The following is a 15,416-nucleotide window of genomic DNA, read 5'->3' as shown; positions in this document are numbered from 1 at the left end:
TCTACTGTCGCGACGACTGCTTAGCTTGCTTCGCGGATAACACTTTTTCCTGAAATCAACTCATGGTAAGTATTTTCAAGTGTCTGCAATGGCAGTTGCTTGTTATCAAGCAAGGTCAGCAATGTGCCTTTGTCCATGATCCCAATTTTGTCGGCTAACGTATGCGCACAATAAAAATCATGCGTTACCATCAAGATCGCAGCGCCTTTCTTAACAAGCTGCTCGATGATGCGGATAAACTCTAAGGTTGCACTTGGATCAAGACCTGACGTTGGTTCATCCAATAAAAGTACCTTTGCTTGGCGAATGATCGCAAAAGCAATGCCGACTTTTTGCCTCATGCCTTTCGAATAATTTTTTAAAGATTGAGAGCGCGCACTTGGCTCCAACCCTGTCTCGTCCAAAGCAGCATTAATTTGCGCGTCAGTGACAGATAAATCGGATAAACTCGCCAGATACTTAAGGTTATCAATGGCATTAAACTCTTGATACAAATTGACTTGCTCAGGTAAGTAAACAAGCTTTTCTTTTGAGCCTTTGCTGCTGTGTACATCCACACCATCAATCAAAGCTTGTCCACTATCTGGCTGTAAGAAATTCAGAAAAATATTCAGCGTGGTACTTTTTCCTGCACCATTTGCACCTAACAGGCACATGATTTGGCCTTCTTCAACACTAAAGCTAAGGTCGTTAATTACCTGCTTATCTGAAAAGGATTTTTTTAAATTTTTGGCTTCTAACACAAAACACTCCTTATACTAAAAAATTCCGCCTAAGCGATAACAACCTATAATTTAGGCATTTCTCATCGCTCGAGCGGAACTTAAAATAGACGACTACGTCAATATTGCTTAGTTATAACATAACACTTGTTGATTAAATAGAAACATTTATCATTTAGCCCGTCGGCACTAAGAAACTAGCCGTGCCTGTAAATGCGCCACCTTCAACATGGATCTGTGCATTTTTGTAGTACACCAGATCTTTTGAAAGGTGTTTTTTACAGTGTTTAGGGAAGAAGCCTTCAAAACGAACTTCTTCTGTGGTGTTAATTGTGCGTTTAAATTTAATATCTAAACCTCTTAAATACACTTCACCAGCTTTTTCACTAAGCTGATTGTCCCAGCAACCGTATATAATCCCTAGCTGAGAAATCCAAATCATCGCGCTTTGCGCACTGAAATGAAATTGACCGTCTCCCGGCATCTGAAAGTGCTCGACATTAATTCTACCATCGATGTAACCCGGCTCTAACGACACTGAGCTAAACGACATGCGTTCTTCACGCCAACCATTTTCTAAATAGTCCGACATATAAGCACGTTGCTGCTGTGGGGTGAGATGAATCATTTAAAGTTCCTTACTTATTGGGTAGATGTGCTTGTGGCGTTGCTTTGCGATTCTTGGGTTGCAGAAGCGCTCAACACTGTGTTCAGTATTGCCGTAATAAGGCCAATTAGGATTAGGCAATACCATGCTAGATGTTCACTGATATTAGATAAATCAAACGCGACACCGACCACGCTGCTGCCTGCAATTAAGCCGACTCCCGCGAATAGATAGAAAAAACCGTAGTGCGTAGCGACTGACTTGTCTTTTGCCAATTCAGAGATCTCACTCATAATAAATGGGAAGCTCACCATGGTACCTAGGGTAAAAATCACAGCTAACACACTCAGTGGTAGGTAATACAACACCCCGTTTTCATAAGGCCAAGCAGGGATGAGCGTCACAAAAGACAGACCCATCAGCGCGATACCGATACTTATCCATTGCTTAGGTGATAACCAACGTTCGCATAGTTTGGTAACAGGAAATTGTAAAAAAATCGAGATCAATGCACATAGGGTCAATACCCAAGCGACATCTTTCGAACTACCTTGTTGGTCAACAATATGCATGGGGATCGCGAACGAGATCTGGTTGATAAGCATAAAGTACCCTGCCATCACCGCAGAGAACTTTAAAAATGCACGATTACCCAATACACCAGCTACCATTGCTTTCACGCCACCATTTTGAGAAGTCGCAGTGGGCTTATCATCATTGTCGCTTTTGTCTTGCTTTTGACGCTCAGGAATAAGCACTGTGAAGACCAATGCAAACAATGCAAATGGTAATGCAGAGACAATACATAACATATCAAAGCTTATATTGAGCAAAAGTACCCCGCAAACCGGGCCAAGAAGCTCGCCACCGTTACGCGCAACCCCCACTAAAGAGAACATTTGCGCGCGACTGAGCACTTGCTGCTTCGAAAAATAAGCCTGTGCCGCCGGTGTAAATAAAGCTCCAGCAAAGCCTGTTAAAAATGCAGCAAGAAATAATAGCGCGGTTATGTCTGAAAATAAAAACAGACAAAAGCCAACTGCACGTAACAAGCAACCAATAACAATCAGCTTCTTTTCACCAAATAGATCTGCGAGTAACCCACCAACTAGGAATAAGCCCTGTTGACAAAATGAACGCACACCTAAAACAACCCCCACCAAGGTGGCACTGAGCAACAAATCTTGTTTTAAATACCCCGCTAAGAATGGGATCAGCATGTAAAACCCGAGGTTAAACACAAAGGCAGCAACCAGCATCCACCGATACTCAGCCGAAAGCCGCAAATACGAGCTAAAAATTGACATAAGTTACTCTGGCTTTTGCGCAATTAAAATTGAGTGGAAGTTATCTGCATAGGTTTGGATTTTCAGCTTGAGCTGAAATGGCGCAAGACCCTGCTCATCAATACTTGGATATAATAACGTGCGTAAATTATATGCAGTGCGAACAACCAGCTGCGCGCCCGGCTTCATCTGTGCATACAAGTGAGCAATAATTTTCTCTTTCAAAGATTCATCACCGACTAAAGCCGCAAGCCAAATCACGTCATATTGGTCAAGATTACCTTGCTCACAAATATCATTGTGGATAAATTTCATTTGGTGCTGTTCAGACAGTGCATCGCACACCTGCTGACCCAATAATAGATCTGGGCCATTGATATCAAGATTATCAACACTCAAGCCACTTTGATGTAATGCCAGTGTCGTCAATGGCAATGCGCCCGAGCCAACCATTAATACATTCCTGACCGGCGTCGCTGCCAATGAGTGGATCGCGTTTATCTCCAACCCTGTGGCCCGTTGGTAATGTTTGTAATACGGGTATTCGTTGCTCAAAGTCAACTTTGGCTCTGAGCTTTTAACGATACGCTCTGCCCAATGTCGCTCGTATAAGCTCGATGCCTGACTGAACAGTTGCTGGATCCCAGGTTTTATCGCTTGGATCTCTTGTTGCGCCAAAACATTATCTGCAAAGTCACTGCCATGCTCATTAGAAAGCAAGTCCAAAAACTGATGAAACGTAGTCATATTTTCTGGGGTGATCTCAAGTGCGGACATTGACTTGATATGTTGGAATCCATCCACGATTTTAGTTGCGTGAACAAGTGCCTGATTTGAAATATTCATAACGAAGAATTTACTATATTGTCCCTGCTTTATGTTATAACATATCCCACAAGTAACCTTGATGTAAACACATTGAGATGAATAAATTCATTCTACTTAATGACTTACATTTCATGTAAACATAAAATTTACGATTAAAATAAATACAGACAGAGTTTTTTTCATGGGAATAAATAAAAATAAGTCTTATTATCATACACATACAAGGCGGTTACTGGTCTTGCTTGCTGTATTAATTTTAGGCGGTTCCGCGTGCGCAGCGCTCCTTATATTCGGAAAAAAAGAAGTCGCAGTATCCCCGCGCATAGACACTCGTCCAACAGTTGTGACACAGCCTTTAACTATTGTTGATTATCGGACAAAGCTTTCGCTTTCTGGTGTATTGCAACCTAGCGAGCAAACCGACATTGCATTTGAACTCAGTGGCAAAATAGTGTGGTTAAATGGCAAGTTCATTGAGGGCGGGATCGTCAAAAAGGGCGAAGTTTTAGCTTCACTTGACCCATTTGATTACAAGACTGAAGTAAAAGACAGACAAGCAAATCTAGCACTTGCACAAGCAACTCTGTCTGAAGAACTGGCTAAAGCGGCAGTGGCTAAAAAAGAATGGGCACATAACCCCAACACTACAGAGCTTGCACTGAGAAAGCCCCAAGTAGCGAGCGCCAAAGCACGCTTAAAAGCTGCGCAAGCAAGCTTAGAACAAGCTAACAAAAACCTCTTAAGAACAAAATACTATGCACCATATGATGCACTTGTAACAAACCGCAGTACAGGGCTTGGGCAAGTCGTGTCTAAAGCGCAAGCGCTAGGCCAGCTGGTAAACTTAAGTTATGGCGAAATGCATGTACCCATTGCTGGATTTGATCGCCCATTTTTACCGACACTACCAATCACAAATGTCCAAGTAAGCACTGACAGTATTAAAAGAACTGGAACTTTAACACGCCACACGGGCCGCTTTAATGAGCAGACACGCATGGCATACTATGTTGTAAGAATTGACGACCCCTACGCATTACATAGCGATAAAACCCCCTTGTTTTTTGGTCAATTTTTACAAGCCAATGTCGATGGGATAACGCTTGAAAATGTCCTCAAAATTCCGCAAGCACAGCTGAAAAATAAGGCGGTATGGTTACTAGATGAGAGTCAAACACTGACCAAATACTCTGCGCCCGTGCTTCGCCAAGAACAGGACTTTGCATTGATAGCTGCTCCCAAAAAGCAACGTTATCAGCTCGTGACACGGCTACCTGAATATCCACAGCATGGCATGCTAGTAAAGCAACAAACCGCTAACGTGCAATTGGCAGACAAAGGAGATAACCAATGAGCCAGCGTCCAGGTTTGATAGGTTACTTTGTTAATCACCCTGTTGCTGCTAACTTAATGTTATTACTGATTGTTTGCATGGGAATACTCGGCTACAACAGCATTCAACGACAAACCTTTCCGATATCAGATAGCAATAAGGTCACTATTAGAGCAGTACAACTTGGTGCATCCGCTAAAGAGATCGAAGAAAACATTTTGATAAAAATCGAGCAGGCCTTAAAACCTCAAGTGGGGATAAAGCGCATTATCAGTACCGCTTCTCCTTCAGGTGGCCATATCGAAGTTCAGCTCCATAACAACGAAATCGTTGCCTCACGACTAGATGAGATCAAGCTAAAGCTCGACAGCATCGCAACTTTTCCAAACGATATGGAACCCTTGTTGGTATATGAAAATGTGCAAAGGCAGCGCGCATTTAGCGTCGTCGTATCGGGCTTGGATGATCCCGTGTCATTAAGGCGACTGGGAGATGAAATGAGAGACGAATTATTACAATTGAAAGAGATCTCTCATGTCGACTTATCTGCGATGCCTGACTATGAAGTCGCCATAGAAATAGCACCTGATAAATTAAGAGAATACAACTTAACCCTCGCACAAGTTGTAACAGCACTGCGCGCTCAATCAAATAACCTTTCTGCAGGACAAATAAAAACCGCCAGCGGTAACATCTATCTTAGAATGCAATCCCGCCAATACACTGGACTGGGGATAGCAGAAATGCCGATTTTAACCGGCTTACTAGGTGAAAAAATTTACTTAAAGGACATTGCCATTATCAAAGATGGCTTTAAAGAGTCGCTCAATCAGGGGCGATTTAACGGTAAGCGCGCCCTGTATATTATGGTATTAGCTGATAAGGAGCAGTCACTTACACAAGTTGTGGACACCGTAAAGCCATACATTGAGCGCAAACGCCAAACACTGCCAAGCGAAGTAGAGATTTACGAATTTGTGGACGTAACCTACTACCTAGATGGCCGATTAAATATGATGTTAAGCAACCTAGCTCAGGGTGCCCTACTCGTTTTTATCGTACTCGCAGTGTTTTTACGCACCCGACTGGCCATTTGGGTCATGTTAGGTTTACCTGTTGCCATGCTCGGCGCATTTTGGTTTATGCCTTTACTCGGTGTCACCATGAATTTAGTTTCATTATTTGCCTTCATCATGGTGCTCGGCATTGTGGTAGACGACGCCATAGTCATCGGTGAAAGCGTATGTGAGCAAATAGAAAAGCATGGACATTCTAATCAGCAAATCATTCTCGGTACGCAAAAAGTCGCCATGCCTGCCACATTTGGCGTGTTAACAACCATCGCTGTTTTTATGCCCTTTATGTTCAGTACAGGTCCCAACTCAGGTCAATTTATCGCCATTGCAGGCGTGTGCATCTTATGTTTATTTTTCAGCCTTATTGAATCAAAACTGATTTTACCTGCTCACCTCGCCTCTACTCCTATGCCTAAACTACCTAGCACACACTGGCGTTCGCGCTTTAATAATAACTTTCAACAAGGGTTAAACAAAAGATATGTGCCGCTGCTTAAGCTATGCATCAGCCATCGGTATGCGGTGATCATAGGCTTTATCTTGATGTTGGTTTTTTCAGTAAGCCTGCTCATCAGTGGCCAAGTTCGCTTTACGCCCGTACCTAAAGTGCCTCATGACTATCCGTCGATCAACATTCAAATGAATAATAATGTCTCCGAGACGCAGACACTGGAAGCGGTAAGGCAAGTTGAAAGCTTGATTCAACGAGTGGAGAAAGAAATACAAGCTGAAACAGGCAAAGTCATGGTCGATGCTATGTATACACGCGTTGATCATCTGACTGAAGCTGAAGTTGTCACGCCTTTAGTCGCCGAAGCAGACAGACCTTTTGATACATTCGAATTAGCAAGGCGTTGGCGAGAAGCTCTACCCACTATACCTGGAGTTAAAAAATTCACTATTGAATCAGATGTCATTGATATTGCTGAGAAAGGAGACTTACAGTACCAACTTTTTGCACACGACATCGCAACTTTACAACAGGCAAGTAAGAACTTCATCGACAAACTAAATAGTGTAGACGGCGTACACAGTGTCTTTTCTTCACTTGATAGCGCACAAACTGAATACCAAGTACAACTCAAACCTTTGGCCCACCAATTACAAATCACCGCAAGTGACGTGACCACACAACTTGCAGCCCGATATTTTGGTATAGAGATGCAACGTGTTATGCGTGAAGGGCAAGAAGTGATCTTTATGGTCAAAGGCATACGTGCTGATCGTGAAAAAGTCAGTGAAATAAATAGGACCCTAATCACACTGCCCAATGGCGGACAGGTATTTTTTGGTGATATTGCCACAACCGTCGAAGTACCTGGGATCTCGGTGATCACTCGTGAGCAAGGCCATCAAGTTATCACTATCAGTGCCAATGTCGACGAGCAAGTATCAGCCATCAATGACGTCGCTAAATTAATCGAAGAGACTCTTCTGCCTCAGCTTAAAGTAAAACATCCGGAGCTTATGACGCAGCTAGGCGGTGCGCTATTAGAGCAGCGTAAAGAGCAAAGCCAAGTGGTCAGCTTTGCCATTGTCGGGCTGTTAGTTGTTTATGTATTACTCGCACTGCCGCTGCAAAGTTATGCCCAACCTATTATCGTGATGTCGGTTATTCCCTTTGCCTTAGTCGGTGCGCTATGGGGCCATTTCATTTTAGGCTACAGCCTAAGTATGATGTCTATTTTTGGCATCATCGCAGCAGCCGGTGTTGTGATCAATGACTCATTAGTCATGACGCATGTGATAAATAAAAGCAGAACTCTCGGTCAAGATATTAAAGACGCGGTCATCAATGCGGGTGTGTCCCGTTTTAGAGCCATATTTTTGACATCTTTGACCACGTTTTTGGGCTTAGTTCCTATCATGTTTGAATCGAGCTTACAGGCGCAATTTGTTATTCCAACCGCTATTTCTCTAAGCTTCTCAGTGCTCTTCGCCACATTTGTTACCCTGATTATGGTACCTTGCTTATACGTCGTATTAGAGGACACCAAAAGTTTATTCAGTAGCATACAAAGGCGTTTAATTTCACAACAGGCATAAAAAAAATGCCTTGGTAGGGAGACTTACCAAGGCATTTTGTTAAGACTTATAAGTCTCTGTCTATGCGCTTAGAACTGATAAGACGTAGACAGTAATACTTTACGAGGCTCACCAGGCTGCACCCAGAATTGCGTATAAGAGTTCGTAAAGTGTTTGCGATCAAAGGCATTATGAACTTGTGCTTTCACTGACCACTGAGCATTAATGTCATAATTAGCGAACAAGTTAGCTGTTACAAAAGATGGCAAATAAAAATCCTCACCACGTTGGCCTAAGCGTTCATCCACATATTGAAGACCGCCACCAACAGTCAGTGCATTGCCACTCACTACATACTCTTGGCTAACTTGTAAGCTAGCCGAATGCTCTGGAATGTTTAACAGATCATCGCCTTGTTTAATCTGCGCATAAATAGCTGAATCGACGTAGTCTTCCTCAACCTGTGCGTCTAGGTACATGTAAGAGAATTTCACTTTAATATCCGCGGGTAATTGACCGGCGATATCCAGTTCGTAACCTGCACTACTTGCTTTACCAATCGAAAGCCCTGCGCCTTGGTGAGCAGGGTTAGGATCTGCAACAATGATATTCTTCTGCTCACTGTCGAAATACGCTACGGCAATATCTAAATTATTATCAAGTAGAGATAACTTAGTACCAAACTCTAGTGAATCTGTTTCGTTCAAATCAAATACATTGCCTTTAAAGTCAGCACCAAGATTCATACGATATCCTTGGCCATAAGAGGAATAGACAGACCAATTATCAGCGACTTGATATACAACACCTAGTTGCGGGCTAAAACGCGTTTCAGAATGTTCTGTATAACGATCTCTAAGTTTATCATCTAAAGTTTGCTTCATTGAATCAAAACGGCCGCCAACACGCACTTGCAATGCATCACTCAACTCAATCTGGTTTTGGAAATACAAACCTGTCGACCATTGATTTTGTTGACGAACAACTGCTGGTAAACGCTTACCCGGCGTTACTTGACCATAAACTGGGTTATGTACGTTGATCGCATATAGATCCTGATCCGAAGCAGTCGGTGATACTGGCACACCTCTGGCAACTAAGTAAGCTCGATCATACTCAAATCTATCATAGTCAACACCTGCAATGATGTTGTGCTTGATTGAACCTGTTTCAAGCTCACCCGCCACTTCGAAACGCACAACATACTGATCTGTATCATAATGGCGCTCGCGGTGCTGTCTAGATAAAGTTTGTCCATCAAAGTAAAACTTTTGATGCGAAGGTAAAAGCTCTATATCACTTGAGAAACTATCCAGCTCAGTTTGGCGATACGCAGCGGCAGAGCTCAGCTCCCATGTATCGTTTAGGTCATAATTCCACTGTAATTGATGACCAAGAACACTGGTTGTTGTAGGGCCATCACTGGGCTCACCTAAAAAGCGTTCAATTGGCATGAAATCAAAATTACCCCCAACGGCAATGATACCGCGGTCAAATGGGATCTCATTCTCAGCATACTCTAAATCATAAAAAATTTGCGAGCGATCGCTTTGCTTGAAGACCAGTGATGTCATTAGGCCATGCTTTTGTGTTTCTATGGTGTCACGGAAGCTATCTTCCTCTTGATAAAACCCAATAAAACGACCTGCTACATCATCACTAATTACCGTATTCACGTCAGCTTCAAAACGGCGGTGAGAGCGATTACCTGCGGTAAGTTGAACCGAGCTTGCATTATCAAAAGTGGCTTTTTTAGTAACAAGGTTAATTGAGCCGCCTGGCTCACCTCGGCCATAAAGTGCAGCTTTTGGCCCTTTTAAAACTTCAATACGCTCAATGCCAGATACATCACGTGGTCCTGAAAAACCACGTCCTGCATTAAATCCATTGACCAAGTATCCACTTGGTACATTTTCGTCACCGAAAAACCCGCGAATAGCATAGCTATCCCAAAGGCCACCTAGACTATTTTGACGGCTCACTGAAGCTGACATATCGAGCACATCTGTCAGATCAGTTAACCCTGTATTTTCAATTAACTGCGCATCAAATTCAAAAATCGCTTCTGGCGTTTCAAGATAAGAGAACTCACCACGATAAGCTTGGCGCTCACCTTGAACTTCGATTGTTTCGATGCTGTTTTGAGCTTGTGCAGAGAAAATAGCTGCAAGAGAGAGAGTAAGTACGCTTAAACGGCAAGCATAGTTAAGGGGTTTCATTACAAATCCTTTATTTGATATGTTATAACGTTTTTAGGTACTTTAGCATGTGTCAAAGCCAGTGTTAAGAGCTATTCGCAACAACTCATCACGAATCATATATCTGTAACCTTCTGATTTGTCTACTTAACTGATATAGAAAAATAAAAAATAACAGGTTTAAACCTCTAAAATAATAAAGTTACATCAATTTAAAATTATAATTTACAGTTCAAATTAAACAAACCAGATAAAAATAAAAAACATTAAATATACTTAATTTAAATAAACAACACCACAAAACAAACAACACAAACCTAACGTGGATTAAACCCTATTAAACCATAAAAAATCCAACCAATTAAATTAAAAATAATATTAGAACTCAATCAAGCTTATAAAATAAAATCAACAAATAAAATCAAAAACCACCACGATTTAATTAAAAACACTCTACAAGCTAGTCGATAATTAATATAGACATGTAAGCATAATCTTTTATATCGTTTTATCACTCATTATTTATGTTTGAATCAGCCTTAAATATAGTTTCCAACACTCCCCCCAACTAATTAAGAAAAAAATTACTCAAAAATATTGAGTAACTAGATTCACAATTTAAAAAAAACATTTTTTAGATAAATCAATTAAAATTTCATTAATTAAAAGTCTTTACAAACACATCTAATTGATTAAAATGCGAACCAAAAAATAGTAATGATAATTATTTTCAATAGGGATTTCATGATGATTAAAGCACTACTTTTTGCCGCATCAGCAGCGGTATTTGCCACTTCCCACACCAATCTCAAGCTTTTGGTGGCTATGTAGATGTACTTTGCTACAAAAAAATGACACATTAATATTCAACTTACGATTTTCTGGCACTGAAGATCACTATATTTATCGTACGATAGATCACTGCGAAAGAAGACTTGGTGGGAAAGCCAAAACAATTGGTTTTGGTTGGTAACTGGTGCTGAAAAGTTCGATTAAGCAAAATTAAAAACTGTTCTAAACCAATCTAATCACTTAACAATAGAATTTATATAAAAAGGAATGACAATGATTAAGCCAGTTCTTTTCGCACTTACGGCAGCATTAGCATCTACGATACCAATGGAATCACTTGCATCGTCGAGCGGATTCAAGGTTACATGTTTTAAAGACAGTAAAATACTGTGGAGTTTTGATTTCTTTTATGGAGAAGAATCATATGCGTCTCGCGCAGCTTACCACTGCGAAACAAGACATGGCGGTAAGGCACATTGGAGTTATTAAACCCAATAAAAAAGAATAGCCCCATTAGGCGGCTATTCTCCAAATTTACAACAGCTACTGATTCTCTACAGTAATTGAAAGTGTACTTTGCAATGTGTCTTGAGGGCCTACTTTTGCGGCTCCTCCAATTACATATAATGTATCGTTCAAGGTAACAGCACCATGCCCGTGCCTTGCTTGCGGCATATCAGGCAACGCTTGCCATTTATCTATTTTTGGATCATAGCTCCAAGCATTTGAAAAGGCCTCTCCTTTTTGCCATTGGTGATTTGGTCCAAATACCTCTCCACCAGTGACAATGATTTTTTCACCCAACACACTCGCTGACAACCCTGCTGACGCAATCGGTAAGGGGCTTAAAGTAGTCCAAGTATCCATTTTCGTGTCATACACTTCAACGTTACTTAGATTTTTACCCCCCTGTGCCAAAGAGCGTCCACCAATAACATAAATCTTATTGCCTATGGCAGCACTTGCAGCAGAGTTTCGCTCAATACTTGCAGGCTTTGCTTTTCGCCAATAAGCATTGTTTACGAGCACATAATGTGCATTGGAATCTACCTTCTTGCCAGTCTTAGAAGAAATGGTTTTACCACCAATTACATGAATATACTTTCCGACATTGACATAAACAGACTCCGCTAGCGGAATAGGGAGTGAAGGTCCAGAGCGCCAACTCTGAAACTTGCCATCTAATCTGAACACCGACCTTTTTATTTTCCACGCATCGTCTTTAGGCCCTGAATACCCACCGATCCCATAAATATAATGTCTATTACTCACCATCCCCAGATGGTGACGACGTTCAGGCAATGAAGGGGCAGTCTGCCAACGTTCAGTTGATGGATTTAACAAATAAACATCTTTACTCGGACCCAGACCATGAAAAGACGGCGTTTTTGATGGAGTGAAGCCACCACCAACGATGATCCGCTCCTTAAATACCGCAGGGTAGATTTCTTGTAATGGTACAGGCAAAGAAGGCGCTTGTTGCCAATAAGGCTTTTTATTATCAACTGCTTCTGTACTTGCCCATACACTAGCAACGGCCAAGCCACTGAGTAATAAGCAACATTGCACCAATATATGTCTTTTCGCAGTTAACAAATGCATTCGCACTCCTTAGTATTTAGCTCTGTGTATTTATACCCTTGTTATCTTACTCAAGATCAGTGTGGGCTTACTGTCGTCTACATCACTTTAAAAGTAAATAACACACCCTACATAATAGTAGATATAAATGCGCCAAATCGCTGTAAATTAAGTTGAATTTCGTAGGTGACGTTGCACATATATAATTAGTGGGTTGTTTTAAAAAATCGTACCCGCTCATAAAACTTGTTACACTGGATAAAAAATAAAAACAATAAAGGTCTTCCAGTGAATAAATACGTTTTAAATTCACTCATTTTTCTTATTACCTGCTTTCAGTTTAATATCGCAAGCGCAGAGTCATGGCCACAAGCAAGTGATTACTTTCAATCTTCATTATCGAAGCTTGGGATAGTTGGTGGAAGTGCTGTTTTTATTAGCAACCAAGGAGATTCAAAGTCCATTCACTTCGGTATGGCGGATATAGACAAAGGCTACCCCATCACGGATAAAACGTTATACCACTGGGCATCAATTACAAAAACATTCACAGGCATAGCCATTATGCAACTGCGGGACCAACAAAAATTAAAGTTATCAGATCCAATCATTCAATACTTACCAGAAATCACACAATTTCATAATCCCTATCAAAATACCGGTGATATTACGATTGAGCACCTACTAACCCATAGCGCTGGTTTTCGCATGTCCAGCTTTCCATTCAAAACACAATCTTGGCAACCACATGAACCTGCAGAATTTTCGCAGCTTGTCGCGATGTTCCCCTACTCCGAAATTAAGTTTAACCCTGGCACCCAATACAGTTATTCCAATCTTGGCATCAACTTCTTGGGTGAAATCATAAAGCGAATAACAGGCGATAGTATTGAAAGCTATATTGATAAAAATATTTTTAAGCCGTTAGAAATGCACACGGCTTACTTTAACTCAACGCCATTTCATTTGAGCAAATACCGATCCAACAACTATGCATTTGTAAACGGCAAATTTATGTCGGGCGGTCCTGAGTTTAACACTGGCATCACAAGCGCAAATGGCGGGATTAATGCATCAATAACCGATATGACCAAGTATGTTCTATTTTTGATTGGCGACGACAAGAAGCCAATATACGATGATGTACTCAAACGCACGAGTTTATTAGAAATGTGGGCACCTCGCCTCACGACTGGAACAGGCAAACATCAACATATCGGCCTCACGTTTTTTAACCGGCAGATTTATAAACAAACATATATTGGCCACACCGGCAGTCAAAAGAACTTTTACAGTTCAATGTTCATAAACCCAGAGGCTAAAACAGGGCATCTTTTTGTCTACAACACGTCCAAGCTAGTCCCTAACCAAGATGGTATAAAAATCGCAACTACCATGCCCACCTACCGAGCAATACAAAGTAAGTTATTTGGCATAATGAAAAAACAGCACAACTAGGATTGAAACCAATACAACAAATAATTAAGAGTAGACTCAGTAAGTCGTGAGTTTGAATCATGGTTGGTGTGCTTTGCCAACCAATTTATTAAACCCAAATTGAAGGATACATTAGAAGCAATCGCATAATAAATATATCTATTTAAATCAGAATCTTAGAGTCATAAATTTATTAATTAAAGTCTAAAGAACTTCCTTCAAAACTTTACACAAGCATTACATCTACTTAATATACAGCGAGTTTTATCTACTATATCTAGTATTAGGGAAATTATGGATGTTTTAGACACCGTCATCTATTCCGGTATGTGGGGTGTGATCTTACTTGCACTTGTGCAAGCAATGCACAAACCTAAGCAACCACAAACAACATATCTCATCGCGCTATTATTCTTGCTACTTATACATGTTAGCGGAGAGCTCGTCATTTATACGGGGGCATATCAGTACTTTCCTGCATTAGTAGGCATGCAAATGCCCGTGCGTATCCTCCTTGGTCCAGCGTTATTTTTTTATGCATGCGCCACTATGTCACCAACACTTGCGATTTCTAAGAAAAGCTACGCATTTGCAATGATAGGGCCTGTTGTGGCTATTCTTGTGATGTTGCCATTTGCTATTGGTTTCACATCAGCCGAAAAACTTGCTTTAGCAGATCCCGCAACACGTAACCCTGAGCACTTTAAAGTCGCCTTATACACCTGTATTGCCAATATGGTGGTATTTATGGTGTTTAATGCCTTTTATTTCATCAAGTCACTGCAAGTTCATGCCAGACACCGTCAGCAATTATTGGAACGCTTTGCAGAAATACAATCAAGATCTCTAGACTGGTTTAGGATCATGCTCGTGTTATGGGGCATTGTTTGGCTTTGCTACTCGCTATCTTACGTGCCAACGTTAACTGGTTGGAAACTGCCATGGTTGAAACTTTTACCATTTTTTGAAGCTGCCGTTTTACTAGCATTCGCTCAGTTGGCACTTAATCAGCCCATCTTAACCAAAGAGGATAAAGGGCAGCCTATTTCAATACAATCGAGAACGGCAACATTAAGCCAAGCAAAAATGGATGCGATATCAGATAATTTGAAATATATTATGACCCAAGAACAGATATTTATGGATGAAGAGCTGTCTTTAAACAAACTTTCAAAGGCCATCAGTGTCAGTGAGAACCATATTTCTGAGACCTTATCGCAGCAACTAAAAACAAACTTTTTCCAATTTGTTAACGGATACCGGATTGCTGCCGCTGAAAAACTCTTACAAGAAACCGATAAACGCGTATCAACCATTCAATATGAGGTTGGGTTTAATTCAAAGTCAACGTTTAACACGGCGTTTAAAAAAGCAACAGGATTAACCCCATCATTATATAGGAAGCAAGCCGCGTTAGTAACTCACTAAAAAATATACGAATAAAAAGACCGAACGGGCCCATTAGGACGATCTGAACACAATTTACGACAACAATAGACCCATCTTAAAAGTGCACTGTCGACATGCACAC

The 15,416-nt window shown here is 41.1% G+C and carries 11 protein-coding genes; 5 read left to right on the top strand and 6 right to left on the bottom strand.

What is annotated here, in order from left to right; all coding sequences use genetic code 11:
* Positions 1–20 precede the first annotated feature (20 nt).
* From QNM16_RS01080 to QNM16_RS01065, 4 genes are all read right to left on the bottom strand, one after another.
* Complete coding sequence (locus tag QNM16_RS01080) at positions 21–743, bottom strand: ABC transporter ATP-binding protein (protein WP_284018752.1); 723 nt, start codon at positions 741–743, stop codon at positions 21–23.
* A 154-nt stretch (positions 744–897) separates the two neighbouring features.
* Positions 898–1,350 (bottom strand): hypothetical protein, encoded by a 453-nt coding sequence (locus tag QNM16_RS01075; RefSeq protein WP_284018751.1) that lies wholly within the window; start codon positions 1,348–1,350, stop codon positions 898–900.
* Positions 1,351–1,364: 14 nt separating this feature from the next.
* The gene (locus QNM16_RS01070) at positions 1,365–2,636 is read right to left on the bottom strand and encodes an MDR family MFS transporter (RefSeq protein WP_284018750.1); all 1,272 of its coding nucleotides are present in this window, start codon (positions 2,634–2,636) and stop codon (positions 1,365–1,367) included.
* A gap of 3 nt (positions 2,637–2,639) precedes the next feature.
* Positions 2,640–3,461, bottom strand: a complete 822-nt coding sequence (locus QNM16_RS01065) for a nicotianamine synthase family protein (RefSeq protein ID WP_284018749.1) — start codon at positions 3,459–3,461, stop codon at positions 2,640–2,642.
* Between the two features lie 163 nt (positions 3,462–3,624).
* Here QNM16_RS01065 and QNM16_RS01060 point away from each other — a divergent pair, with 163 nt between their 5' ends.
* Complete coding sequence (locus tag QNM16_RS01060; RefSeq protein WP_284018748.1) at positions 3,625–4,797, top strand: efflux RND transporter periplasmic adaptor subunit; 1,173 nt, start codon at positions 3,625–3,627, stop codon at positions 4,795–4,797.
* Positions 4,794–7,898 (top strand): efflux RND transporter permease subunit, encoded by a 3,105-nt coding sequence (locus QNM16_RS01055; RefSeq protein ID WP_284018747.1) that lies wholly within the window; start codon positions 4,794–4,796, stop codon positions 7,896–7,898. Before QNM16_RS01060 ends, QNM16_RS01055 begins: the two co-directional genes overlap by 4 nt.
* A 68-nt stretch (positions 7,899–7,966) precedes the next feature.
* On the opposite strand, the gene QNM16_RS01050 is transcribed toward QNM16_RS01055, so the two are convergent.
* The gene (locus QNM16_RS01050) at positions 7,967–10,096 is read right to left on the bottom strand and encodes a TonB-dependent siderophore receptor (RefSeq protein ID WP_284018746.1); all 2,130 of its coding nucleotides are present in this window, start codon (positions 10,094–10,096) and stop codon (positions 7,967–7,969) included.
* A 1,044-nt stretch (positions 10,097–11,140) separates the two neighbouring features.
* On the opposite strand from QNM16_RS01050, the gene QNM16_RS01045 reads away from it, so the two are divergent.
* Complete coding sequence (locus tag QNM16_RS01045; RefSeq protein ID WP_284018745.1) at positions 11,141–11,356, top strand: hypothetical protein; 216 nt, start codon at positions 11,141–11,143, stop codon at positions 11,354–11,356.
* A gap of 54 nt (positions 11,357–11,410) precedes the next feature.
* On the opposite strand, the gene QNM16_RS01040 is transcribed toward QNM16_RS01045, so the two are convergent.
* The gene (locus tag QNM16_RS01040) at positions 11,411–12,469 is read right to left on the bottom strand and encodes a Kelch repeat-containing protein (RefSeq protein WP_284018744.1); all 1,059 of its coding nucleotides are present in this window, start codon (positions 12,467–12,469) and stop codon (positions 11,411–11,413) included.
* A 267-nt stretch (positions 12,470–12,736) separates the two neighbouring features.
* On the opposite strand from QNM16_RS01040, the gene QNM16_RS01035 reads away from it, so the two are divergent.
* Together QNM16_RS01035 and QNM16_RS01030 are read left to right on the top strand one after the other, a co-directional pair.
* On the top strand, positions 12,737–13,906 hold the full coding sequence (locus QNM16_RS01035; protein ID WP_284018743.1) for a serine hydrolase domain-containing protein: 1,170 nt from the start codon (positions 12,737–12,739) through the stop codon (positions 13,904–13,906).
* Between the two features lie 273 nt (positions 13,907–14,179).
* Positions 14,180–15,313 (top strand): helix-turn-helix domain-containing protein, encoded by a 1,134-nt coding sequence (locus QNM16_RS01030; RefSeq protein ID WP_284018742.1) that lies wholly within the window; start codon positions 14,180–14,182, stop codon positions 15,311–15,313.
* Positions 15,314–15,416: the final 103 nt, after the last annotated feature.

It is taken from the genome of Pseudoalteromonas umbrosa (genome assembly GCF_030125375.1).
GTDB classification, from domain to species: Bacteria; Pseudomonadota; Gammaproteobacteria; order Enterobacterales; family Alteromonadaceae; genus Pseudoalteromonas; species Pseudoalteromonas umbrosa.
Note: the sequence above shows the minus strand (reverse complement) of the source record. Positions and strands in the feature narration are given on the sequence as shown.

Coding starts and splice junctions, on each gene's coding strand:
- QNM16_RS01055 (WP_284018747.1), top strand. CDS start 4,794: ATGAGCCAGCGTCCAGGTTTGATAGGTTACTTTGTTAATCACCCTGTT.
- QNM16_RS01065 (WP_284018749.1), bottom strand. CDS start 3,461: ATGAATATTTCAAATCAGGCACTTGTTCACGCAACTAAAATCGTGGAT.
- QNM16_RS01030 (WP_284018742.1), top strand. CDS start 14,180: ATGGATGTTTTAGACACCGTCATCTATTCCGGTATGTGGGGTGTGATC.
- QNM16_RS01060 (WP_284018748.1), top strand. CDS start 3,625: ATGGGAATAAATAAAAATAAGTCTTATTATCATACACATACAAGGCGG.
- QNM16_RS01075 (WP_284018751.1), bottom strand. CDS start 1,350: ATGATTCATCTCACCCCACAGCAGCAACGTGCTTATATGTCGGACTAT.
- QNM16_RS01050 (WP_284018746.1), bottom strand. CDS start 10,096: ATGAAACCCCTTAACTATGCTTGCCGTTTAAGCGTACTTACTCTCTCT.
- QNM16_RS01045 (WP_284018745.1), top strand. CDS start 11,141: ATGATTAAGCCAGTTCTTTTCGCACTTACGGCAGCATTAGCATCTACG.
- QNM16_RS01070 (WP_284018750.1), bottom strand. CDS start 2,636: ATGTCAATTTTTAGCTCGTATTTGCGGCTTTCGGCTGAGTATCGGTGG.
- QNM16_RS01040 (WP_284018744.1), bottom strand. CDS start 12,469: ATGCATTTGTTAACTGCGAAAAGACATATATTGGTGCAATGTTGCTTA.